Source organism: Agrobacterium sp. ST15.16.024 (assembly GCF_027956545.1).
Taxonomy (GTDB): Bacteria; Pseudomonadota; Alphaproteobacteria; order Rhizobiales; family Rhizobiaceae; genus Agrobacterium; species Agrobacterium cucumeris.
Genome location: NZ_JAQKGO010000001.1, coordinates 1,487,583 through 1,509,725, shown reverse-complemented (window position 1 = coordinate 1,509,725; position 22,143 = coordinate 1,487,583). Strand labels below are relative to the sequence as shown.

General features: G+C 58.6%; 20 protein-coding genes and 2 tRNA genes. 12 read left to right on the top strand and 10 right to left on the bottom strand.

Annotated elements, in window-relative coordinates; translation table 11 throughout:
• The first annotated feature begins 5 nt into the window (after window positions 1–5).
• Window positions 6–935, top strand: a complete 930-nt coding sequence (locus tag PL640_RS07400) for a lipid A biosynthesis lauroyl acyltransferase (protein WP_405049139.1) — start codon at window positions 6–8, stop codon at window positions 933–935.
• Between the two features lie 280 nt (window positions 936–1,215).
• Window positions 1,216–1,914, top strand: a complete 699-nt coding sequence (locus PL640_RS07395) for a hypothetical protein (protein ID WP_142839821.1) — start codon at window positions 1,216–1,218, stop codon at window positions 1,912–1,914.
• Between the two features lie 56 nt (window positions 1,915–1,970).
• Here PL640_RS07395 and PL640_RS07390 read toward each other — a convergent pair whose 3' ends face one another.
• Complete coding sequence (locus PL640_RS07390; RefSeq protein ID WP_142839820.1) at window positions 1,971–2,774, bottom strand: TSUP family transporter; 804 nt, start codon at window positions 2,772–2,774, stop codon at window positions 1,971–1,973.
• 184 nt (window positions 2,775–2,958) lie between these two features.
• Here PL640_RS07390 and PL640_RS07385 point away from each other — a divergent pair, with 184 nt between their 5' ends.
• The 5 genes from PL640_RS07385 to recJ all read left to right on the top strand — a co-directional run bounded on the left by PL640_RS07385 (window position 2,959) and on the right by recJ (window position 9,160).
• On the top strand, window positions 2,959–3,918 hold the full coding sequence (locus tag PL640_RS07385) for a nucleoside hydrolase (protein WP_271361271.1): 960 nt from the start codon (window positions 2,959–2,961) through the stop codon (window positions 3,916–3,918).
• Between the two features lie 301 nt (window positions 3,919–4,219).
• A complete protein-coding gene (locus PL640_RS07380) occupies window positions 4,220–5,440 on the top strand; it encodes an LL-diaminopimelate aminotransferase (protein WP_271361270.1) in 1,221 nt (406 codons plus the stop codon).
• Between the two features lie 61 nt (window positions 5,441–5,501).
• Window positions 5,502–6,812 (top strand): homoserine dehydrogenase, encoded by a 1,311-nt coding sequence (locus tag PL640_RS07375; protein ID WP_269699630.1) that lies wholly within the window; start codon window positions 5,502–5,504, stop codon window positions 6,810–6,812.
• 211 nt (window positions 6,813–7,023) lie between these two features.
• Complete coding sequence (locus tag PL640_RS07370) at window positions 7,024–7,248, top strand: hypothetical protein (protein ID WP_046800083.1); 225 nt, start codon at window positions 7,024–7,026, stop codon at window positions 7,246–7,248.
• A gap of 103 nt (window positions 7,249–7,351) precedes the next feature.
• A complete protein-coding gene (recJ, locus tag PL640_RS07365) occupies window positions 7,352–9,160 on the top strand; it encodes a single-stranded-DNA-specific exonuclease RecJ (protein ID WP_271361468.1) in 1,809 nt (602 codons plus the stop codon).
• A 128-nt stretch (window positions 9,161–9,288) separates the two neighbouring features.
• Here the strand turns inward: recJ and PL640_RS07360 are convergent.
• From PL640_RS07360 to PL640_RS07335, 6 genes are all read right to left on the bottom strand, one after another.
• Window positions 9,289–9,363: transfer RNA gene (locus PL640_RS07360), tRNA-Glu, on the bottom strand.
• 449 nt (window positions 9,364–9,812) lie between these two features.
• Window positions 9,813–9,887, bottom strand: a tRNA-Glu gene (locus PL640_RS07355).
• 377 nt (window positions 9,888–10,264) lie between these two features.
• On the bottom strand, window positions 10,265–11,038 hold the full coding sequence (locus tag PL640_RS07350) for an amino acid ABC transporter ATP-binding protein (RefSeq protein WP_046800084.1): 774 nt from the start codon (window positions 11,036–11,038) through the stop codon (window positions 10,265–10,267).
• Between the two features lie 12 nt (window positions 11,039–11,050).
• Complete coding sequence (locus PL640_RS07345; protein ID WP_142839816.1) at window positions 11,051–12,208, bottom strand: amino acid ABC transporter permease; 1,158 nt, start codon at window positions 12,206–12,208, stop codon at window positions 11,051–11,053.
• A 3-nt stretch (window positions 12,209–12,211) separates the two neighbouring features.
• A complete protein-coding gene (locus PL640_RS07340) occupies window positions 12,212–13,408 on the bottom strand; it encodes an amino acid ABC transporter permease (RefSeq protein WP_269699627.1) in 1,197 nt (398 codons plus the stop codon).
• Between the two features lie 108 nt (window positions 13,409–13,516).
• A complete protein-coding gene (locus PL640_RS07335; protein ID WP_161991193.1) occupies window positions 13,517–14,539 on the bottom strand; it encodes an amino acid ABC transporter substrate-binding protein in 1,023 nt (340 codons plus the stop codon).
• A gap of 375 nt (window positions 14,540–14,914) precedes the next feature.
• On the opposite strand from PL640_RS07335, the gene PL640_RS07330 reads away from it, so the two are divergent.
• A complete protein-coding gene (locus PL640_RS07330; RefSeq protein WP_271361269.1) occupies window positions 14,915–16,102 on the top strand; it encodes a cystathionine beta-lyase in 1,188 nt (395 codons plus the stop codon).
• A 28-nt stretch (window positions 16,103–16,130) separates the two neighbouring features.
• On the opposite strand, the gene PL640_RS07325 is transcribed toward PL640_RS07330, so the two are convergent.
• Together PL640_RS07325 and PL640_RS07320 are read right to left on the bottom strand one after the other, a co-directional pair.
• Window positions 16,131–17,312: an FAD-dependent monooxygenase gene (locus PL640_RS07325; protein WP_271361268.1), complete on the bottom strand. Its 1,182-nt coding sequence runs from the start codon at window positions 17,310–17,312 to the stop codon at window positions 16,131–16,133.
• A 28-nt stretch (window positions 17,313–17,340) separates the two neighbouring features.
• Window positions 17,341–17,586: a zinc-finger domain-containing protein gene (locus PL640_RS07320; protein WP_046800090.1), complete on the bottom strand. Its 246-nt coding sequence runs from the start codon at window positions 17,584–17,586 to the stop codon at window positions 17,341–17,343.
• A gap of 169 nt (window positions 17,587–17,755) precedes the next feature.
• Here PL640_RS07320 and PL640_RS07315 point away from each other — a divergent pair, with 169 nt between their 5' ends.
• From PL640_RS07315 to PL640_RS07300, 3 genes are all read left to right on the top strand, one after another.
• Window positions 17,756–18,532, top strand: coding sequence for an alpha/beta fold hydrolase (locus PL640_RS07315; protein WP_271361267.1), 777 nt, complete (start codon window positions 17,756–17,758; stop codon window positions 18,530–18,532).
• Window positions 18,533–18,723: 191 nt separating this feature from the next.
• Window positions 18,724–19,548: a serine O-acetyltransferase gene (cysE, locus tag PL640_RS07310; protein WP_046800091.1), complete on the top strand. Its 825-nt coding sequence runs from the start codon at window positions 18,724–18,726 to the stop codon at window positions 19,546–19,548.
• Window positions 19,549–19,667: 119 nt separating this feature from the next.
• Window positions 19,668–19,871 (top strand): DUF3126 family protein, encoded by a 204-nt coding sequence (locus PL640_RS07300; protein WP_003502851.1) that lies wholly within the window; start codon window positions 19,668–19,670, stop codon window positions 19,869–19,871.
• Window positions 19,872–19,940: 69 nt separating this feature from the next.
• Here the strand turns inward: PL640_RS07300 and PL640_RS07295 are convergent, their stop codons facing one another.
• Window positions 19,941–21,314, bottom strand: coding sequence for a cytochrome P450 (locus tag PL640_RS07295; protein WP_271361266.1), 1,374 nt, complete (start codon window positions 21,312–21,314; stop codon window positions 19,941–19,943).
• 111 nt (window positions 21,315–21,425) lie between these two features.
• On the opposite strand from PL640_RS07295, the gene PL640_RS07290 reads away from it, so the two are divergent.
• On the top strand, window positions 21,426–22,085 hold the full coding sequence (locus tag PL640_RS07290; RefSeq protein WP_271361265.1) for a TetR/AcrR family transcriptional regulator: 660 nt from the start codon (window positions 21,426–21,428) through the stop codon (window positions 22,083–22,085).
• Window positions 22,086–22,143 lie beyond the last annotated feature (58 nt).

Below are 22,143 nucleotides of genomic sequence, written 5' to 3'. Positions count from 1 at the left end.
CCAACGTGAAGCTGTTCCTGACGCGGATCGTCCTGAAACTGGACCACTTCCGGCAGTGGCTGATTGCGACATTCGCCTTCGGCCTTCTCAACCTGCTGAAGCTTTTCCCTGCCGATGCGGGCATTCGCGCCGCCGACCGGCTGGCGCGCTTCGTGGGGCCGAAAACCGGCCGCCACAAGCTGATGCTCTACAATCTGGCCCGTGCCTTTCCGGAAAAATCCGAGGAGGAGCGGCTGGCGATCGCCATGGACAGCTGGGCCAATATGGGCCGGCTTGCGGCGGAATATGTGTTTCTCGACCGGCTGTTCGATTTCGATCCGGAGAAGAACGAGCCCGGACGCATTCGGGTCGAAGGCATTCCGACATTCCTTGAGCTGCGCGACAATCCGCGACCCTTCATCGTCTTTACCGCCCATAGCGGTAATTTCGAGTTGCTGCCGGTGGCGAGTTCTGCCTTTGGTCTTGACGTGACGGTGCTGTTCCGTCCGCCCAACAATCCTTATGTCGCCGACAAGGTGTTCAATTTCCGCAAGGAGCGCATGGGCAATCTCGTGCCGTCGCATGCCGGCTCGTCCTTCGCGCTGGCGCGGCAGCTGGAAAGGGGCGGCGGTGTCGGCGTTCTTGTTGACCAGAAGTTCAGCAAGGGGCTGACGACCAGGTTCTTCGGTCTTGAGGTTCGCACCAATCCGCTGCTGGCCAAACTTGTGCGGCAGTTCAACTGCGATGTTTATCCCGCCCGCTGCGTGCGTCTGCCGGATAATCGTTACCGGCTGGAGATCGAACCGAAGGTCGAGATTCCACGCGATGAAAAAGGTAATGTCGACATTCAGGCGACGGCGCAGCTTTTGAACGACAAGGTGGAAAGCTGGGTGCGCGAATATCCCGGACAATGGTTGTGGTATCACGACCGCTGGGACGTAAAGCACCAGATCTGAGGTATTTGCCGCCGGGTTCGATTGCGCCTGATTTTTACAAAATCAGGCTGCGAATTTGTGCGTTTTGATATTTTTTCATATTAGTGGAACCTCATTTCTCGTTCATGGATTATCGAAATTGAAAAAATAGCGGCGGCTGTGATATTTTGAACAATAATCCCTGCGGCGTTTCTGTGTTTCGTTACGTCATTTTTAAGCGCGCAGACGTTATGATTGAGGGATATAGGGTCTATCCTTTTGGATTGGGAGCGGGGTGTTTGCCCGTTCAGGGAGAGTTGGGTTGAAAGATTTGATTGAGCTGTTCTGGCTGCGTTACACGGAACTGCAATCTGCCGTTGGTAAGAACGAGACCGACAAGATTGCGGTACTGGAGCGTGAACTGGAGCAGCTGCTCGACCGGGTCATCGGGCGTCAGACCGGCAGTTCCGAGGATATTCGCGAGCAGTTCCGTTTCGCCATCGATCTCCTCAACCATGAGGCGGAAGACCTCGGTTGCGTGCAGCGCAATTCCGAGCTTTTGCGAACGCTTGTCGATCGTTATGTCGGCATGCCGCTCAAGGCGAAAGTCATCGGCGACGAGGACCAGGACAGTCTGGAGTGGCATCACCGCCATCTGATCCTCGACGAGGATATGCTGAACGACCTCGACGAACCCGTGATGGTGGTTTCGCCCGGCTACCGCGTGTCCTTCGCGAACGGGCTGGATGCGTTTCCGCACAACAGGCCGGACGGGCTTATGGGGTGCCATATCGCCGAGCTCGTCGGGGTGCACCGTTTCCAGAACGACCTGCGGGAACGGCTCGACAATTGTTTCAAGGGCGGTACCTCGAAATATACCTATGCCGAAGATCACGACGGACAGACGATCGTGAAGTCGCTTGAAATGTCACCGTGCTACTCCTCCAGCTACAAGCTTGTCGGCGCCATGGTGGTCATCAGGGAAATCGCCGATCGCAGGCGCGGTCGCGCCACCGGGTGAACCAGCGGATAATTTTATCCGCGTTTCCGTGTTCAACGGAGCGTTTCGCCTGAGGCTTACGTCGGGAAGATGGTTTCCCAGATCGTGGCGATGGACCAGGCGGATGATGCATCGACAAGAAGCTTCGTTGCCATTGCCAGACACGAAAGCACCAGAAGCGGGCGGATGATCTTCGCGCCGTTTTTCATCGCGAAACGTGAGCCGATCTGCGCGCCGACGAATTGGCCGAGACCCATGGCGAGCCCGAGTTTCCACAGAACCGCGCCGCCAATGGCGAAGACGATGAAACCGCCGAAATTCGAGCCGAGGTTCAGAAGTTTGGTATGAGCGGTTGCCTTCAACATGCCGAAGCCGGCAAGCGCCACGAAGGCCAGCATGTAAAACGAACCCGCGCCGGGACCGAAAACCCCGTCATAAAAGCCCACCAGCGGCGCGACCGTAAGGCCGAAGACGAAGGGGGTGATGCGACGATGGCTGTCGATATCGCTGAGCTGCGGTTTAAAAGCGAAATAAAGCGCGATGGCGATCAGCAGGAACGGCATGATGGTGCGCAGCAGATCGGCCGGCACGAACGCGGCGGTAACGGCCCCCAGCATTCCGCCGGCCATGGCCATCAACCCCATCGGTAATTGCTCTTTCAGATTGACGTGGCCGCGTCTGGCGTAAGCGAGGGTGGCGGAGGCCGAACCGAACTGCGCCTGCAGCTTGTTGGTGCCAAGCGTGTCGAGCGGCGCAATACCCATGATCAGCATGGCCGGAATGGTGATGAGCCCACCGCCACCGGCAATGGAATCGATAAATCCGGCAAAGATGGCGACGCAGAAAAGAACGACGAAAACGTTGAGAGCGATGTCTTGCACTTGGGATGTCCGGGCAGGCGGAAGGGAGAGAGCCCCTTCTTTCACCGAAAACAACGCCGCGCAATATTTTTCTCTCCGATCTGCGACGGGCAGGGGGATTGCGGTGTTGCCGCTTATGGGTATGTTTCCGTGGCGCGTCGGCAATAGGGGCCGATGACGCTCAGGACATACGGATGAGGGCATTATGCATAAAGTGATTTTCGATACGGATCCCGGTGTAGATGACGCCATGGCGCTGCTGTTCCTGCATCGCCATCCCGATATCGATCTGATCGGCGTCACCACGGTTTTCGGTAATGCCCCCATCGATATTACCACACGCAATGCGCTGTTCCTGAAGCGGGAATGGCAGATGACAGCGCCGGTTGCGAAAGGTGCTGGCGTAACGTTCGATCCCGCCCGCAAGGAAGGCCACTGGCCGACCTTCATCCATGGAGAAAACGGTCTCGGCGATATCGACATTCCAGAGACCATTGATCTGCCGCTCGATCCGCGCCCGGCACATCGTTTCATCATCGAGACGGTCAAGGCCAATCCGGGTGAGGTGACGCTGATCGCCGTCGGCCGCATGACCAATCTGGCGCTTGCGCTGCGCGAGGAGCCGGATTTTGCGGCGCTGGTGAAGGACGTCATCGTCATGGGCGGCGCTTTCGACATGAACGGCAATGTGTCGCCGGCGGCCGAGGCCAATATTCACGGTGACCCGGAGGCGGCCGATCTCGTCTTCACGGCACCCTGGCGCGTTGTCGTCGTCGGTCTCGACGTAACGACGAAAACGGTAATGACCAGCGCCTTCATGGCTGAGATGGCAAAGGCCGGCGGAAAGCCGGTGCAGCTCTTGTCCGACCTGTCGCAATTCTACATCGATTTCTACAAAACCCGCACCGGCGACGGCATGGTGGTGCATGACAGCTGCGCCTGCGTCTATCTTGTCGCGCCAGAGCTGTTCGAAACCCGCAGCGGCCCGGTGCGCGTCGTCTGCGGTGGTCTTGCTGACGGCCAGACCATTCAGAAGCCTGACGGACGTGCCTTCCCGCCGGGGGACTGGGACGGGCATCCAAGCCAGCTTGTGTGCACGGATACCAAGCCGGAGCGCGTGCTTTCGGTCATCCACGCGGCAATTGTGATGGGTGAGCGCGGCTGAACGACAGGAATGGCCGTTCTTGAGCATGGCTTGCCTTGCATTTTCCAAGAATCTGGCGTTATGCAAGTTCCTTGATCCTATTGCGCGATCCGCCTTGCCAAAGGGGCCGAAAAGGCTGTGCCGAAGCACAGGCGGATGACCGCGGTGGCGTGTGAGCCGAGAAAAGCCTTGTAGGTTTTCCCGTGCTTTGCGCTACAATGAATAACGCCTGCCGGATCGGTTCGTGTCGGCGGCGTTTAAAAACAAAAAACGAACCTTCGTTATGGGCCGGCAGAACCGGTCCATTCCCATGAGGAAAGTGATGGAAGAGTTTCACAAGGTCCGGCGTCTGCCGCAATACGTCTTCGAACAGGTCAACCGTTTGAAAGCGAGCGCGCGAGCGGCCGGGGCCGATATCATCGATCTCGGCATGGGCAACCCCGACCTTCCGACCCCCAAGGCGATCGTCGACAAGCTTTGCGAAGTCGTTCAGGACCCGCGCACCCATCGTTATTCCTCGTCCAAGGGCATTCCCGGCCTTCGCCGCGCGCAGGCCGCCTATTATGCCCGCCGTTTCGGCGTGAAGCTGAACCCCGATACCCAGGTTGTCGCCACGCTCGGCTCCAAGGAAGGCTTCGCCAATATGGCGCAGGCCATCACCGCACCGGGTGACGTGATCCTGTGTCCGAACCCTACCTATCCGATCCATGCCTTCGGCTTCCTGATGGCGGGCGGCGTTATCCGCTCGATGAATGTCGAGCCGGATGAGAGCTTCTTCGGGCCACTGGAGCGTGCGGTGCGCCACTCCATTCCCAAGCCGCTGGCGCTGATCATCAACTACCCGTCGAACCCGACGGCACATGTGGCTTCGCTGGATTTCTACAAGGACGTCATCGCCTTTGCGAAGAAACACGAGATCATCGTGCTCTCCGACCTTGCCTATTCGGAAATCTATTTCGACGACAACAATCCGCCGCCTTCGGTTCTGGAAGTTCCCGGTGCAATCGATCTCGCGGTGGAATTCACTTCCATGTCGAAGACCTTCTCCATGCCCGGCTGGCGCATGGGCTTTGCCGTTGGCAACGAGCGGCTGATCGCGGCCCTGACCCGCGTGAAGTCCTATCTCGATTACGGCGCCTTCACGCCGATCCAGGTTGCGGCCACCCATGCCCTCAACGGCGACGGTTCCGACATCGCCGAAGTGCGCAGCGTTTATCGCCGCCGCCGCGATGTCATGGTCGACACCTTCGGCAAGGCCGGTTTCGAGGTTCCGCCGCCGGCGGCGACGATGTTCGCCTGGGCGAAAATCCCGGAAAAGTTCCGCCATCTCGGCAGCCTGGAATTCTCCAAGCTTCTGGTCGAGAAGGCTGATATCGCCGTTGCTCCCGGCATCGGCTTTGGCGAGATGGGCGATGATTACGTCCGTCTCGCGCTCGTGGAAAACGAGCATCGAATTCGTCAGGCAGCGCGCAATCTGAAGCGTTTCCTGTCGAGCGCAGACGAAACGATGCACAATGTCGTTTCGCTTAACGCCCACAGATAAGGGCAACCGAAGGCGGCCGGGCCTCGGCCGCCACCATCATCAGCAAATCAGGAACATACCCATGGCAGATTCATTGAGAATCGGCATAGCGGGGCTCGGCACTGTCGGCGCTTCGCTCGTGCGCATCCTCCAGCAGAGAAGCAACGAACTTGCGATTACCTGCGGACGTGCGATTGAGATTATTGCGGTGAGCGCGCGCGACCGTTCGCGCGACCGCGGCATCGATCTCAAGGGTATTACCTGGTTCGACACGCCGGAGCAGCTGGCGAGCGAAGCCGATATCGACGTGTTCGTCGAACTGGTCGGTGGCGCTTCCGGCCAGGCGGAAAATGCAGTGCGAGCCGCACTTGCACGTGGTCTCCATGTGGTGACAGCCAACAAGGCACTGCTGGCCAAGCATGGCGTGGAACTTGCGACGATTGCCGAAGACAAGGGCGCGCTTCTCAATTTCGAAGCGGCCGTGGCCGGCGGTATTCCCGTCATCAAGGCGCTGCGCGAGTCTCTCACCGGCAACCATGTGTCGCGCATCTACGGCATCATGAACGGCACCTGCAACTACATCCTCACCAAGATGGAGAAGGAAGGGCTGTCCTTCGAGGCCTGTCTGAAGGAAGCGCAGCGGCTCGGTTACGCCGAAGCCGATCCGGCTTTCGATATCGAGGGCAATGACACCGCTCACAAGCTCGCGATTTTGACGACGCTTGCCTTCGGCAACAAGATTTCGGCCGATGACATCTATCTCGAAGGCATCACCAATATTTCGAGCGAGGATATTCAGGCGGCCGCCGAACTCGGTTATCGCATCAAGCTTCTCGGCGTGGCGCAGGTGACCGAATCCGGTATCGAACAGCGCGTGCATCCAACCATGGTGCCGCTCGATTCCGTCATCGCGCAGGTCGATGGCGTCACCAATGCGGTGGCGATCGAATCCGATATTCTCGGTGAGCTGCTGATGGTCGGTCCGGGTGCCGGCGGCAACGCCACGGCGTCGGCCGTGCTGGGTGACATCGCCGATATTGCCAAGAGCCGCCCCGGCGCCCAGCAGGTGCCGGTTCTCGGCCGTCCGGCAAAATCGCTGGCCGATTATCGCCGCGCCAAGATGAAGAGCCATGAGGGCGGTTATTTCATCCGCCTGACGGTGAAGGATCAGGCCGGTGTCTTCGCCTCCATCGCCGGCCGTATGGCTGACAATAACATCTCGCTGGAATCCATCGTGCAGCGCCAGCGCGTGCATGTGGAAGGCGCGCCGCAGACAATCATCCTCGTGACCCATGCGACGATGGAAGATGCGATCCGCAAGGCCGTGAAGGCGATCAAGAACGAGAAATATCTGGTCAGCGAACCGCAGGTCATCCGCATCGAGCGGACCTGAGACAATCCACGATTTTTCTGAAATTGAGGACCGCGCCTCCACATGGAAGCGCGGTCTTTTTTGTCATGGGGAGACCTTGGTGTTGGTGTAAGAAACGCCCCCGAAACACCGGCTTTCAGCCGTCATAAAATTTTAGAAAACGGCTGCGGAACCGCTGGAATGCGACACGATTCGGCCCTATGGTTAATCCTGTTCACCAAGCGAGGGAGGCGTGGCCGTGACATCGATCATCCTGTTCAAGGACAATAAGCGTGCAGACGTTCCGGTCGCCCATCATCGGGCACGGCCTCACACTGCCAACGACAATATTCGCAGCATGGAATTCGATATGGCCGAACACGAGCGCAACTGGTGTTCGCTTGCCGTGTTCTCGCTGCTGCTGCTGGTCGGTGCGGTATCGATCGTCAGCCCGTTTTTCTCGATATTTGCAGTGTGAAAGCCGGAACAGGCGTTTTTGCTTGAAAAACGCGCCATCGCCATTTAGCCCGTTCTAAGCATTAAAGCGCCGATATACGCGCATGACAGGACGAATGGACAGGATGGTAATGATGGAGCCGGCCGACACCGTGGCCCGCGCATTTTTGAGCGTGGAGCGGTCGGCGACAGAGCAGCGCTGGGTATCACGGCTGGATCAGGCCGGACAGAACCGCGCGCTGGCCATGTCCCAGATCCATGCCATTCCCGAGCTGATTGCCCGCGTGCTGGCCGGGCGCGGAGTAGGCGTGGATGACGCGCTGGCTTTTCTCGATCCGACCATCCGTTCGCTGATGCCCGATCCGCATATGTTGACCGATTGCGAGAAGGCGGCCGGGCGGCTGGTGCGCGCCATCGAGACCGGCGAGAAGGTGGCGATCTTCGGCGACTATGATGTCGACGGGGCTGCCTCTTCCGCCTTGATGTACCGGTTTTTCGCGCATTTCGGGCTGACACCGGAGATCTATATTCCTGACCGTATTTTCGAAGGTTACGGGCCGAACCCGGCGGCGATGCAGCAGCTAGCCGCCAATGGCGCGACCCTGATCGTGACGGTCGATTGCGGTTCCACCAGCCATGAATCGCTGCAGGCGGCCAGGGATGCGGGAACCGATGTGGTCGTCATCGATCACCATCAGGTGGGTTCGGAACTGCCGCCGGCTGTCGCACTGGTCAATCCCAACCGGGAAGACGATCTGTCAGGGCAGGGGCATCTGTGTGCCGCCGGCGTGGTGTTTCTCGTGCTGGTCGCCACGCTGCGGCTGCTGAAGGACCGACGCAACCGGCAGGCCTTCACGCTCGATCTGCTGTCGCTGCTCGATATCGTCGCCCTTGCAACGGTATGCGATGTGGTACCGCTGAAGGGGCTGAACCGCGCCTATGTGGTGAAGGGGCTGATCGCCGCGCGCCATATGAACAATGCTGGCCTCACCGCCCTGTTCAAGAAGGCTGGATTGGGCGGACCTGTCACGCCCTATCATTTCGGTTTCCTGATCGGGCCGCGCATCAATGCCGGCGGCCGTATCGGCGATGCCGCTCTCGGCAGTCGTCTGCTGACCATAGAGGATCCTTCGCAGGCAGAAGTGATCGCGGAACGGCTGGATGAGCTGAACCGTGAGCGGCAGGCGATGGAAGCGGTGATGCTGGCAGAAGCCGAGGCGGAAGCGCTGTTTGAATATGGTGATGGGTCTGGCGCCGGTGTCATCGTTACTGCCCGGGAAAACTGGCATCCGGGTATTGTTGGCCTGCTTGCATCGCGGCTGAAGGATCGTTTCCGTCGTCCGGCCTTTGCCATCGCTTTCGATCCTTCCGGCAAGGGCACCGGTTCTGGCCGTTCGATCAATGGTTTCGATATGGGCCGCATGGTGCGCGCCGCCGTGGATGCGGGTTTGCTGGTCAAGGGTGGCGGTCACGCCATGGCAGCCGGGTTGACGGTGGAGCGTGCCAATCTCGGCAAGCTCAGGACGTTCTTTGAAGAAGCGGCCGTCAAGACGGTGAGCGAACTGGTGGAAAGCAGCGTGCTGAAGATCGACGGCGCCATAGGCGCGTCGGGCGCGACGTTGCAGCTTGTCGACCAGCTGGAGCAGGCCGGTCCTTATGGATCAGGTCACTCACAGCCGATCTTTGCCGTCCCGGCCCATCGCCTGCGCGATGTGCGTCTCGTCGGCACCGCCCATGTGAAGATCACGCTCGAGGCCATGGACGGCTCGCGGCTGGAGGGCATCGCATTCCGGGCCGCAGAAGCGCCTCTGGGGCAGATGCTGCTGAATGCGCGCGGCAGGTCCATCCATGTTGCAGGCACCGTGGGTGCCGATCTCTGGCAGGGCCAGAGGCGTGTGCAGCTGCGCGTTCTGGATGCGGCTTTCGCGCCCTGACGGGGTTGCCAATCTGTCTGAATTTTCGGGGAACAGCTGGTAGACGAGCCATAAACGGCAATCGTCACCACATTCACGTGCTACGTGAAGTTTCTTATGCAGAGTGCTGATTTTCAAGGAGAAGCAAGTGGCACGCCCTAGGGGAGTCGAACCCCTCTTTTCAGAATGAAAATCTGACGTCCTAACCGATAGACGAAGGGCGCGTGCGCTTGTGGTGTGGCGCCCTTATAGTCAGGCTCCCGTTGGTCCGCAAGCGGAAAAATTGATTTTTTTCGCTTCGGGACGAGATTTTTTGAGGAAATCCGAAGGGCTGTGGAAAACCATGCATGATCTGGCCAAAGCCTTGAAATATCGCCCCTATCACCTGGCGGGAGTATTGCCAGTTTGCCTCGTGAGAGGTCGGGCACGCCGTTTTAATCCCTTAGCTGGCATCTCTGCTGGGAGAATCGGAAAGGCGCTGTCATCGGATCAAGGGGGAAAGGCAAGCCGGTCGATCTGCCCGTTGGCGTTTCCCCCGGCTTGCCTTCCATCGGGGGGACAGCATTCTAACGTGCCGATCGGGAATCGGTTCCGACGCATCGGTTGCCCACGGCAAATTCGCGGGCATGAAGGATATCTGTGTATTTTTTTTTGAGGGTAACACGAAGGCAAGTGGCACGCCCTAGGGGAGTCGAACCCCTCTTTTCAGAATGAAAATCTGACGTCCTAACCGATAGACGAAGGGCGCGTGCGCTTGTGGTGTGGCGCCCTTATAGTCAGGCTCCCGAAGGTCTGCAAGCGGAAAAATGCATGATTTGACAAAAAAATGACATGGGGGGCCAGAAGGCTTGGAAAACAAGGATTCTTGTTTCGTAACAAATGGTTAAAGCGTCTGAGTATTGCTGCTTTCGAGGCCTTTCGCTCGGGAGGCAGGCCGCGAGATGACGACTCAGCGCGGTTGTTAGCTGGATTGGAACCCTACCGTGACGCAGTCATGAGGGAGAACATGTTTACCGTCAGCCTCGCCCTTGAGGCGAGGATGACGGTGTGTGTGGCGTATTGTCCCTGCAACAGAAAACGGGGCCGAAACGGCCCCGTTGAATGATGCGTTGATGGTAAAAGGTCTCAGTGCAAAATCTGGCTGAGGAACAGACGTGTACGTTCGTGCTGCGGATTGTCGAAGAATTCGGCGGGCGAATTCTGTTCGACGATCTGGCCCTGATCCATGAAGATGACGCGGTTGGCGACCTGGCGGGCGAAACCCATTTCGTGGGTCACGCACAGCATCGTCATGCCGTCTTCGGCAAGGCCGACCATGGTGTCGAGCACTTCTTTCACCATTTCCGGGTCGAGCGCCGAGGTCGGCTCGTCGAACAGCATGATCTTCGGCTTCATGCACAGCGAGCGGGCAATCGCCACGCGCTGCTGCTGGCCGCCGGAAAGCTGGCCCGGGTATTTGTGGGCCTGCTCGGGGATCTTGACGCGCTTCAGATAGTGCATCGCCACTTCTTCCGCTTCCTTCTTGGGCATCTTGCGAACCCAGATCGGCGCCAGCGTGCAGTTTTCGAGGATGGTCAGATGCGGGAAGAGGTTGAAGTGCTGGAACACCATGCCAACTTCACGACGGACTTCATCGATCTTCTTCAGGTCGTTGGTCAGTTCGATGCCATCCACCTGGATAGAGCCCGACTGGTGTTCTTCCAGCCGGTTGATGCAGCGGATCATGGTCGATTTTCCCGATCCCGAAGGACCGGCGATGACGATGCGCTCGCCCTTCATCACTTTCAGGTTGATGTCGCGCAGCACGTGGAAATCGCCATACCACTTGTTCATGCCGGTGATTTCGATTGCCACGTCCGTTGTCGAGACGGCCAGTTTTTTTGCTTGGTTTTCTGCCATTTTGAGCGTCCCTTATCGTTTATGCCCGGTGTCGAGGTGCCGTTCCATGAACAGCGAATAACGCGACATGCCGAAGCAGAATATCCAGAATACGAAGCCTGCGAAAATATATCCAGTCATGGCGGTGACGGGTGTAGCCCAGTTCGCATCCGATTGGTTGAGTGTGACAATGCCGAGCAGGTCGAACATGCCGATGATCGAGACCAGCGACGTGTCCTTGAACAGCCCGATGAAGGTGTTGACGATGCCCGGAATGACCAGCTTCAGCGCCTGCGGCAGCACGATCAGCCGCGTTTTCTGCCAGTAATTCAACCCGAGCGAATCCGCCCCTTCATATTGTCCCTTCGGAATGGCCTGCAGGCCGCCGCGGATCACCTCCGCCATATAGGCCGAGGAGAACAGCGAGACACCGACCAGTGCGCGCAGGAATTTGTCGAAGGTCCAGCCGTCAGGCAGGAACAGCGGCAGCATGATGCTGGCGAAGAACAGCACGGTGATCAGCGGAATGCCTCTGATGACTTCGATGAAGAGCACGCAGAGCATCTTGATGACCGGCATGTTCGACCGGCGGCCGAGCGCCAGAAGAATGCCGAAGGGCAGGGATACCGTTATTCCAAAGAATGACAGGATCAACGTGACCATCAGGCCGCCCCAGAGCTGCGTTTCCACCTTCGGCAGGCCGAAGACGCCGCCGATGAGCAGGAAAAACGCAATGAAGGGCAGGATGATGAACAGCACCAGAGCGTTGAGGCGCTTGAACGGCGCTTTCGGGATGAGCATCGGTATCAGCAGGATGGCGAACGTCACCATCACGAGGATAGGACGCCAGCGTTCATCAAGCGGATAACGGCCAAAGACAAATTGTCCGAGTTTGGCCGAAACGAACGCCCAGCATGCCCCGGACTGACCGTCCGGAAGCGCGCCGCCCTGCGAGGCGGTTAGGCAGGCGATACGATCGCTGCCGGTCCATACGGCATCGATGAACAGCCACTTCACCACCGGTGGCAGAATATAAGCCAGAAAGGCGATGGCGAGAACCGTGAGAATGGTGTCCTTCGGTGTGGCGAAAAGTTTGGTGCGCAGCCAGTGGCTGAAACCAACGGCACTGGAAGGGGCGGGTTTCGCCTCTTCGATGGTGTGTCGCACGAATGCGGGATTGCTTGATGTCATCGATTATCTCTCCACCAGCGCCATTTTCGCGTTGAACCAGTTCATGACCACGGCCGTGAGCAGGGACAGCGAGAGATAGATGACCAGCCAGATCGCGACGACTTCGACTGCCTGACCCGTCTGGTTGAGGATCGTGCCGCCGACGGAGACGATATCGGCAAAGCCGACCGCGACCGCAAGCGAGGAGTTTTTGGTCAGGTTGAGATACTGGCTCGTCAGCGGCGGGATGATGATGCGCATCGCCTGCGGCACGACGATCAGACGTGTCGTCGTGCTGGAGCGAAGCCCCAGTGCTTCCGCAGCTTCCGTCTGGCCCTTCGCCACGGCCTTGATGCCGCCGCGAACGATTTCGGCGATAAAGGAGGCTGTGTAGAAGGACAGCGCAAGAAACAGCGACATGAATTCAGGTGCGACGACTGCGCCGCCCGACAGGTTGAACCGCCCGGCAATCGGGAAGTCGAATGTCAGCGGTGAGCCGAGCGCCAGAAATGTCACGGCGGGAAGGCCGATGAGGAGAATGGTAAGGGTGATCCCGGTGCGAAACTGCTTGCCGGTCTGCTCCTGTCTGGCCTTCGCCCAGCGATAGACAAAAAAGCTGATGACGATGGCGACCAGGAAGGAAAGCGGTATCAACCACGTGCCGTCTCCCCAAAGCGGCTTCGGGAAAAAGAAGCCGCGATTGTTGAGGTAGCTTCCGAGCGGAAGCTCCAGCGAATCGCGCGCCTGCGGCAGGACGGAGATAACCCCCTTGTACCAGAAGAAGAGAACAAGCAGCGGCGGGAGGTTGCGGAAGATTTCCACATAGGCCTGCGCCAGCTTGGCGATGAGCCAGTTGTTGGACAGGCGCGCGATACCGACTAGAAATCCGATGATCGAGGCGGCGATGATGCCGAAAAATGCAACCTGAAGCGTGTTGAGAATACCAACGAGCAATGCCCGGCCATAGGTCGCGTCGCTGGTATAAGCGATCAGCGACTGGCCGATATCGAAACCGGCGCGTCCATTGAGGAAGCCGAAGCCGGATGAAATGTTTGACCGTTGAAGATTGGTGATCGTATTCGTCACGATGATCCAGACGAAGGCGGTCAGGATGACGACTGTCAGGACCTGATAGAAAATTCCGCGTATGCGTGGATCGTTGATAAGTGACGACGCGCTTTGTGCGCGCGATCGTTGCGAACTGACCGCGTTGCCTGCCATAGGCACCTTTCCCTTTTATATGCTCTTTGCGAGCTTATTTATATAATTTTAAATGGAGGCCGGGCGTTGCCCAGCCTCCTGTCATGATCTAGCCGATGATGGGGTCGATCAACGGACCGGCGGTGCGTATTGCAGGCCGCCCTTGGTCCACAGCGCGTTCTGGCCACGCTCGATCTTCAGCGGCGAGCCCGCACCGACGTTGCGGTCGAAGACTTCGCCGTAGTTACCCACCAGCTTGACGATGTTGTAGGCCCAGTCGTTGGTTACGCCGAGGTCGGTACCGATCTTGGTGCCTTCTTCGGTGCCGAGCAGACGCTTGATATCCGGATTGGCGCTGGACTTCTGCTCATCGACGTTCTTGGAGGTGATGCCCAGTTCTTCGGCATTGACCATGGCGTAGTGAACCCAGGTCACGATGTCGAACCACTGGTCGTCACCCTGGCGAACGGCCGGTCCAAGCGGCTCCTTGGAGATGACTTCCGGAAGAACGATGTTGTCGTCCGGGTTCTTCAGCTTCAGGCGGATGGCATAAAGGCCGGACTGGTCGGTGGTGTAGACGTCGCAACGGCCCGAATCATAGGCGGAGGTTGCGTCGGCTTCCTTTTCGAAGACGACCGGGTTGTACTGCAGATTGTTGGTCTTGAAATAGTCGGCGAGATTGAGCTCGGTGGTCGTGCCGGTCTGAACGCAGACGGCGGCGCCGGAAAGCTCAAGCGCGGACTTCACGTTGAGGCCCTTTTTGGCGATGAAGCCCTGGCCGTCATAATAGTTGACGGTACGGAAGTTGAAGCCGAGCGACGTGTCGCGGCTGATCGTCCAGGTGGTGTTACGGGTCAGAACGTCGACTTCGCCGGACTGGAGAGCCGGAAAGCGGTCCTTGCTCGAAAGAGCGACAAACTTCGCCTTGGAAGGGTCACCGAAAACCGCTGTGGCAATACCACGGCAATAGTCCACGTCGATGCCGGACCATTCGCCCTTGTCATCGGGATTGGAAAATCCCGGAATGCCGGCGCTTACGCCGCAGGTGACGAAACCTTTTCCCTTCACGTCCTGAAGCGTCGCAGCCGAAGCGACCGAGGCTCCTCCCAAAACTGCTGCGCCGATAGCGGCTGACAGAATTGCCTTTTTCATTTTTCCCAACCTTTGTTTGTTATCGTCAATAGCAAGGGGACCGGCATGTTTGTTTTACCCCAGCTCCCCCCTCGGCGAGATCTTTTCGATCCGCTTTTTCTATCACAATCGCAATTGGCAGCGGGGTCAAGACATGCCGGCGATAATTGTGCCTATAAAACGGAATTTTCGGAATTTTGGTCGGGAAGTGTGCAAAGGGTGAAAATATAAGCATATTTTTGCGGAAATTTGCACTTGCACGATTTTTGTATACTTCTTGTATGCTGTTTCACTATGGATCAATCGAGCCATCCCGCGTCGCCTTACGGGGCTTGACCTTGCCTCTGGCTCTCAGCATTGTCGCACGCGTCAATATTCTTCGAAAGCTGATCTGAAATGACCAAGACAAATGACCTGCTTTCCGCCGCAGGTGTGAATACGCGCCTGACCCATGGCGGCAACGATCCCGCAGACTGTTTCGGTTTCGTCAATCCGCCCATCGTGCGCGGCTCGACCGTGCTTTTTCCCGACGCGGAAACGCTTTCGACTGAAAACCAGAAATACACCTATGGCACCCATGGCACGCCGACGACGGACGCGCTGTGCAACCTCGTCAACGAGCTGGAAGGTTCTTTCGGAACTATCCTCGTGCCGTCGGGCCTTGCTGCGATCACCGTGCCATTCCTTGCCTATCTCGGTGCGGGCGATCATGCGCTTGTCGTCGATTCCGTCTATTTCCCCACACGCCGCTTCTGCAACACGATGCTGAAGAAACTGGGCGTGGAGATCGAATATTACGATCCGGCGATCGGGGCCGGGATCGAGGCGCTGATCCGGCCGAATACGAAACTCGTGCATCTGGAAGCGCCGGGTTCCAATACGTTCGAGATTCAGGATGTCCGGGTGATCACGGAGATCGCCCACAGGCATGACTGCGTAGTCACGATGGACAATACCTGGGCGACACCGCTTTATTTCAAGCCGCTTGATTTTGGCGTCGATATTTCCATTCACGCCGCCACCAAATATCCCTCGGGGCATTCCGATGTGCTGATGGGCTTCGTCTCGGCCAATGAAAAGCACTGGAAAGCGCTTTACCAGGCCAATACCAATCTCGGCATCTGCGTTACCTCCGATGACGCCTACCAGATCCTGCGCGGCATGCGCACCATGGGCATCAGGCTGGAACACCATCAGAAAAGCGCACTGGATATTGCCCAGTGGCTGGAAGGCCGTGACGATGTCGTGCGTGTTCTGCATCCGGCATTGCCGAGCTTTGCCGGCCATGAAATGTGGAAGCGCGATTTCAAGGGCGCGAGCGGCGTGTTCTCCTTTGTCTTGAAGGCGGAAGAGGGCAAATACAAACAGGCGGCGTCGGCCTTCCTCGATGCCTTGACCTTCTTCGGGCTTGGCTATTCCTGGGGCGGATACGAATCGCTTGCGGTTTCGGTGTCGCTCATCGACAGGACCATTGCGAAGGGGCCTTCGGAGGGACCGGTCATCCGCCTGCAGATCGGGCTCGAAGACATAGCCGATCTGAAAAAGGACCTCGAAGTCGGCTTCGCAGCCGCGGCTGGGGTCTAGTCAGGCTCCAGTGCCCAGACCCTACTGCTTAGCCCTTTGCGTGATAGCCATAGAGCCAGTCGAAATCGCCAAGGAAGGCCTCTGAGGGACGCGTGGAAAATACGAAGTCCCTGGCAATACGAACCGGGCCTTTTGCATGATAGGCAAAACGATTGAGAGAGGCCCGCTTGCGGGCCTTTTCTATGCGCGGCAGGCGCAGAGCCTCAAAGGCGGCAAGGGCTTGCGGCACGGGTAGGGAGGCTGCGCCTCCATTGCCTGCCATTGTTCCCGCGAGTTCAAATGCATCCTCTATTGCCATGGCCGCCCCCTGTGCCGCGAAAGGCATCATGGCGTGGGCCGCGTCGCCGATCAGTACCGTGTCGCGGCCATTATGCCAGCGTCCGGGGCCGGCCTGATAGAGCGGCCAGAAGGTGGGGTTCTCAGCCTTTTCCAGCAGCCGCAGCAGATCAGGGCTCCAGCCGCGAAACTGTTCGAGCAGCATGGTTTTCTGCCGTCCACTCGATTCGGCCCGCCATGTGGCGCCGGGATCGGCGCCAAGCGCGATTGCGACGATGTTGAAACCGCCGACTTCCTTCAGCGGATAGGCGACGATATGGCCGCCCGAGCCGAGATAGGCCGTGACGGCGCTTTTATTGATGGCCGGTGGAACGTCGTTTTCGCTGACGGTGAAGCGCCAGGCGATATTGCCGGAAAAGGTGGCTGTCGGCGCGGAAGGCACGGCAAAGCGGGCCGCCGACCAGACGCCGTCGGCACCAACGATCAGATCGTGATCGCGGAAGGTGGTTGCGGCGATGACATCGACTGTGGCGTTTTCGATGCGCTTGCCGAGATGCAGGCGGCAGAGCGGATTATCCTTGACCGCATTCAGAAGTGCGCTTTGCAACGTCGAACGATGCAGCACGCCATAGGGTGCGCCCCAGCGGGTGCGAGCCACCGCGCCCATTGGCAGCGACAATAGCGTGGCCAGTGACTTGCCGGAGGCGAGATCGACGCTGACCGGTTCGGTCCAGCGCGCCTCGATCTCGGGCAGCACACCGAGTTCGGCGAGAATGCGGGCGGCGTTGGGGGAGAGCTGCAGGCCGGCACCGACCTCCGTCAGCTCGCCTGCCTGTTCAATGATGTCACAGTCGATACCGTGCCGGGCAAAGGAAAGGGCAGCGGTGAGACCGGCGATGCCGGCACCGACAATGGCTACGGATTTTATGGGCATGATGCGGCCCGATCAGCAAAAGTGGAGGTCAGGCGGCCTTCACATGGAAGACGCAGCCCGGAGGATTGGTCTGCTCGGCCTTCAGCGACGGATTGTAGCGGAAAAGGGTGGAGCAGTAGGAACAGACCTTCTCGTTGTCGTCGCCCATATCGATGAAGATATGCGGGTGATCGTAAGGCACGGAAGCGCCGGTGCACATGAATTCCTTGACGCCGATCTCGATTACGCTGTGTCCGCCATCGTTCTGGAAGTGGGGAATGGAATGCCCGGCCATGTTCGTCTCCAAATGCAATATCGTTATCGAGCCGCAATCCATCGTCGCGCAGCGGCTCTTCGTTGCGGATATGTAGCCTCAAACGCATTGCATCTCCATAAAAATCGTCAGGAAACATGTTCAATCTTGTGCTTTCCTGCCATATGGTCCGGCAAAAAGGATGTCCTTGATGAATCTCAACGTGCCGCAATTTTCAGATTTTTCCCATGACGGCTTGCGCCTTGCTTATTTCGACGAGGGCGATCCGGCGGGTGATCCGGTTTTGCTGATCCACGGCTTTGCCTCCAGCGCCAATGTCAACTGGGTGCATCCCGGCTGGCTGAAGACGCTGGGCGATGCGGGTTACCGGGTGATTGCCATCGATAATCGCGGCCATGGCGCAAGCGACAAGCCGCACGATTCTGAAGCCTATTATCCGCCGGTGATGGCCGGGGACGCGGTGGCGCTGCTCAATCATCTCGGCATCTCGGAAGCGCATGTGATGGGTTACTCCATGGGGGCGCGGATTTCGGCCTTCCTCGCCATGGCCCATCCGGAGCGTGTGCGTTCGCTGGTCTTCGGTGGGCTCGGCATCGGCATGGTAGAAGGCGTGGGCGACTGGGATCCGATCGCCGAGGCGCTTCTTGCGCCCTCGCTCGATGTCGTCACCCATGAGCGCGGCCGCATGTTCCGGGCCTTTGCCGACCAGACGAAGAGCGACCGGCTGGCGCTTGCCGCCTGTATCGAAACGTCGCGGGTTCTCGTCACGCCTGAACAGGCGGCAAAGATCGAAGCGCCGACATTGATTGCGGTTGGAACGAATGATGATATTGCCGGATCGGGCGCGGAACTCGCCGCGATCATGCCGCATGCGCGGGCAATCGACATTCCCGGTCGCGACCATATGCTGGCCGTTGGCGACCGGGTGTTCAAGGCGGCGGTGCTGGAATTTTACCGCTCGCTTTGATCCGGAGCATTTCCGGGAAAGCGGAACCCTGTTTTTCGTGCGGCAACGCTCCAGGCAGCAAGAAACGGTTTTTCATGCTGCATGAAGAAAAACTGAAGCTTTGCCGTCTTTAAAGTCGTCATTCGAATCCCATTTCTTATGCACGTCTTTTTCTGTATAAAGAACGACCACTGCAAACGAGGAGACCGTTCATGGTCGCACGTACCGAGGCCCGTCAGCCCGAACAGCTGGCGATCGTCGATCCGATCTGGGGCAGCCTGCTGCATGAAGCGCGTAGCGCCGCAGCTCAGGACCCGCTGCTTTCAGCCTTTCTTTATTCGACGATCCTCAATCACCGGTCTCTCGAAGAATGTGTGATCTATCGTATCTGCGAACTCCTCGATCATCCCGACATGCAGGCCGTGCTTCTGCGCCAGACCTTCCAGGACATGCTGGATGACTGGCCGGAATGGGGCAGCGTGCTGCGCGTCGATATTCAGGCCGTTTACGACCGCGACCCGGCCTGCACGCGTTTCATGGAGCCGCTGCTTTATTTCAAGGGCTTCCACGCCATCCAGACCCATCGCCTCGCGCACTGGCTGCTTGCGAAGGGCCGCCGGGATTTTGCGTTTTACCTGCAAAGTCGCTCATCGAGCATCTTCCAGACGGATATCAACCCCGCCGCACGCATCGGCAAGGGCATCTTCCTCGACCATGCCACCGGACTGGTGGTTGGTGAGACCGCCGTTATCGGTGACAACGTTTCCATCCTGCATGGCGTGACGCTTGGCGGTACCGGCAAGGAGGGCGCAGATCGCCATCCGAAGATCGCCAATGGCGTGATGATCGGCGCGGGCGCCAAAATCCTCGGCAATATCGAGATCGGCAGCTGCTCGCGCATTGCCGCCGGTTCGGTGGTGTTGAAACCGGTTCCGCCAAAGACCACCGTGGCCGGCGTGCCGGCGCGCGTGGTAGGAGAAGCAGGGTGTTCGGAACCCTCGCGTCTGATGGACCAGGTTATCGGGGCCGATATCTGACAGGTCGTGAATATTGCGCTCGTCCGTGTGGAAGACACGGATGATGCGCCGCTTTCACTTTACTTTGGCCTTTGTCCCATGCCAAAAGCGGCCAACCCGAACCGCACAGGAGAATACTGGTGAAAGCCGACGAAATCAAAAAACTCGACGCCTATTTCAAGCGCACCTTCAACGAGAAGATGATTGTCAAGGCGCGTCCGCGCAAAGACGATTCCGCCGAAGTGTATCTTGGCGAAGAGTTTCTCGGCGTCGTCTACATCGATGACGAAGACGGCGACCGCTCGTACAACTTCTCCATGGCGATCCTCGACGTCGATCTGTGATCGTCACCTTCAGGTGACATATTCAGCAATAATAGTCGCCCGCGGTGATTACACCGCGGGCGATTTGTTTTAGCGCTGCATGATCTTCATCATCAGCCGGTCCTGCGGCCGCAATGTCACCCGCATCAGCGGCTCCGCCGCAGTCGTGGACCTGTTTTCGAGATGGAGGGTCTGCAGAAGAACGGCAAGGATCGCCACGGCCTCCATCATGGCAAAGGCATTGCCAATGCAGACGCGCGGGCCGGCGCCGAAGGGCATATAGGCATAACGGTGGCGGGCCTTGACCCTGTCGGGCTCGAAACGTGACGGGTCGAAGCGTTCGGGTTCATCCCACAATGCGGCGTGTCGGTGCACGGCATAGATCGGCACATAAAGAACCGTTCCGGCCGCAATATCATGCTCTCCGAGCCTGAAATCCTGCAGCGCCGTGCGCGTGATGACCGGGGCAGGCGGGTAAAGCCGCATCGCCTCCGAAAATACCTGTCTCGTATAGGTGAGATTGGCGACATGTTCGGCCGCGACAGGCTCGCCGCCGGTGACGGCCGCAATCTCCTCGACAACCTTTCTTTCCGTTTCCCTGTCCTGCGACAGAAGGTGGAAGGTCCAGGCTAGGCCGAGTGCCGTCGTTTCATGGCCGGCGGTGATGAAGGTCAGAAGATTGTCGATGATTTCCTCATCGCTCATCATGCGTCCGGTCTCCGGGTCTTTTGCTTCCAGCAGCATGGAGACAAGATCGGTTCGGTCGGTGGGGTTTTGCCGCCGGCCGGCGATCACCGTTGCAAGGCTGGCGCGCAGATAATCCACGGCGGCGCGGGATTTGCGCCGGCCGGGATGGGGAAGCCATTCCGGTGCGCCCAGCATGGCGAGCGCGAAGGTCCAGCCCGTCGGCTTCAGATAATCGGTGATGCTCTGTTCGACACGCGCGATGTCGATACCATATCCGCCGGACATCATGGTTTCGACGATGATGTCGAAGGTGGTGCGCATCATTTCATGGCCGATATCGATGTCGCCGATTGAAGGGGAGCGCCAGCGCGCTTGCGTGCGCCGCGCCGTCTCGATCATGGCCGGCAGCAATTCCAGCAGCTTTTCATGCCGGAAGGCGGCCGCGACGGATTGCCTTTGCCATTTCCAGTGGTCGCCATCGGCGGTCAGCAGACCCTGCCCAAGCGCGGGGCCGAGCACCCGGCGGACATCTTCACCCTTGCCAAGCAGATTGGCATGCTTGACCAGAGCTTCGTGGATCAGCACGGGATCGGCGAGATGAACGCGCATCGTGCCACCCAGCCGGGTGAAGACGGCGGGTTGGCTGAAAATATCCGGCGGCAAGGCTTTTAACGGGTTACGGACAAGCGAGATTGCAAGACGCGCCGTGGCCAGTTTTGACAGGGGCGCCGCGCCGGTCTTATCCATGGGCGGGGTGTGAAGGCCGGTTCCGATCATCGACAGCTCCTTATTCGCGTTTGAACAATGGGGTTTTGCTGTTAAGGTGCATACCTTATTTTAAGTATTTAAGGTGCATGCCTTAGGTTTCAATGGCAGGACAGGATTTTGATGAAGAGCAATGAGCCGGAGCGACCACGCAGAGCACGTACGCGCGACAGAATTCTGGACGCCGCCCTGGAACTGTTCAACGGACGCGGACCTGATCGCGTAACGACGGCGGAGATCGCCCTTGCGGTCGATATTAATGAGGGCAATCTTTATTATCACTTCCGCACCAAGGAAGCGCTGGTTCTCGCGCTGTTTGCGCGGTTCGAAGCCGATGCGATGATGCTGGTCACAACCGTTGACGGGGCAGACGAGGGGGCCGCGGCCACCTATGCCGGTTTTCTTCGGCAATGGTTCTCGCTGGTGTGGAATTACCGCTTTCTGTTTCGCGATCTGGTCGGCCTGATCGCACTGGCACCATCACTGGTGGAGCCGGTCAGAACCATAAGCGCCGCAATGCGACTGGCGGTTGGCGACATTGTCGGCCGCATGCAGAAGGCGGGTCTGGTGACTATTCCCGAGAGCGAGCGCGACGCGGTTTTGACCAATCTGTGGATCGTCTCGACCTATTGGGCGGCCTATCTCAATCTGCAGGAAGGCGTCAGCGAATTCGGGCAGCAGCAGCTGGATTGGGGGCTGCAGCAGGTCTCCAGCCTGTTCAGGCCTTATCTTTCCGCTGAGGCGGTGGCCGAGCTTGAAGCGCTTGCTGAGAGCGAAGCGTAATATCTCCGGCCGGAGACATGCCTGGCCATGCAAAAACGCCCGCGACGGGGTGTGTCGC

Coding starts and splice junctions, on each gene's coding strand:
- PL640_RS07385 (WP_271361271.1), top strand. CDS start 2,959: ATGCATAAAGTGATTTTCGATACGGATCCCGGTGTAGATGACGCCATG.
- PL640_RS07380 (WP_271361270.1), top strand. CDS start 4,220: ATGGAAGAGTTTCACAAGGTCCGGCGTCTGCCGCAATACGTCTTCGAA.
- PL640_RS07375 (WP_269699630.1), top strand. CDS start 5,502: ATGGCAGATTCATTGAGAATCGGCATAGCGGGGCTCGGCACTGTCGGC.
- recJ (WP_271361468.1), top strand. CDS start 7,352: ATGGTAATGATGGAGCCGGCCGACACCGTGGCCCGCGCATTTTTGAGC.
- PL640_RS07350 (WP_046800084.1), bottom strand. CDS start 11,038: ATGGCAGAAAACCAAGCAAAAAAACTGGCCGTCTCGACAACGGACGTG.
- PL640_RS07345 (WP_142839816.1), bottom strand. CDS start 12,208: ATGACATCAAGCAATCCCGCATTCGTGCGACACACCATCGAAGAGGCG.
- PL640_RS07340 (WP_269699627.1), bottom strand. CDS start 13,408: ATGGCAGGCAACGCGGTCAGTTCGCAACGATCGCGCGCACAAAGCGCG.
- PL640_RS07335 (WP_161991193.1), bottom strand. CDS start 14,539: ATGAAAAAGGCAATTCTGTCAGCCGCTATCGGCGCAGCAGTTTTGGGA.
- PL640_RS07330 (WP_271361269.1), top strand. CDS start 14,915: ATGACCAAGACAAATGACCTGCTTTCCGCCGCAGGTGTGAATACGCGC.
- PL640_RS07325 (WP_271361268.1), bottom strand. CDS start 17,312: ATGCCCATAAAATCCGTAGCCATTGTCGGTGCCGGCATCGCCGGTCTC.
- PL640_RS07320 (WP_046800090.1), bottom strand. CDS start 17,586: ATGGCCGGGCATTCCATTCCCCACTTCCAGAACGATGGCGGACACAGC.
- PL640_RS07315 (WP_271361267.1), top strand. CDS start 17,756: ATGAATCTCAACGTGCCGCAATTTTCAGATTTTTCCCATGACGGCTTG.
- cysE (WP_046800091.1), top strand. CDS start 18,724: ATGGTCGCACGTACCGAGGCCCGTCAGCCCGAACAGCTGGCGATCGTC.
- PL640_RS07295 (WP_271361266.1), bottom strand. CDS start 21,314: ATGATCGGAACCGGCCTTCACACCCCGCCCATGGATAAGACCGGCGCG.
- PL640_RS07290 (WP_271361265.1), top strand. CDS start 21,426: ATGAAGAGCAATGAGCCGGAGCGACCACGCAGAGCACGTACGCGCGAC.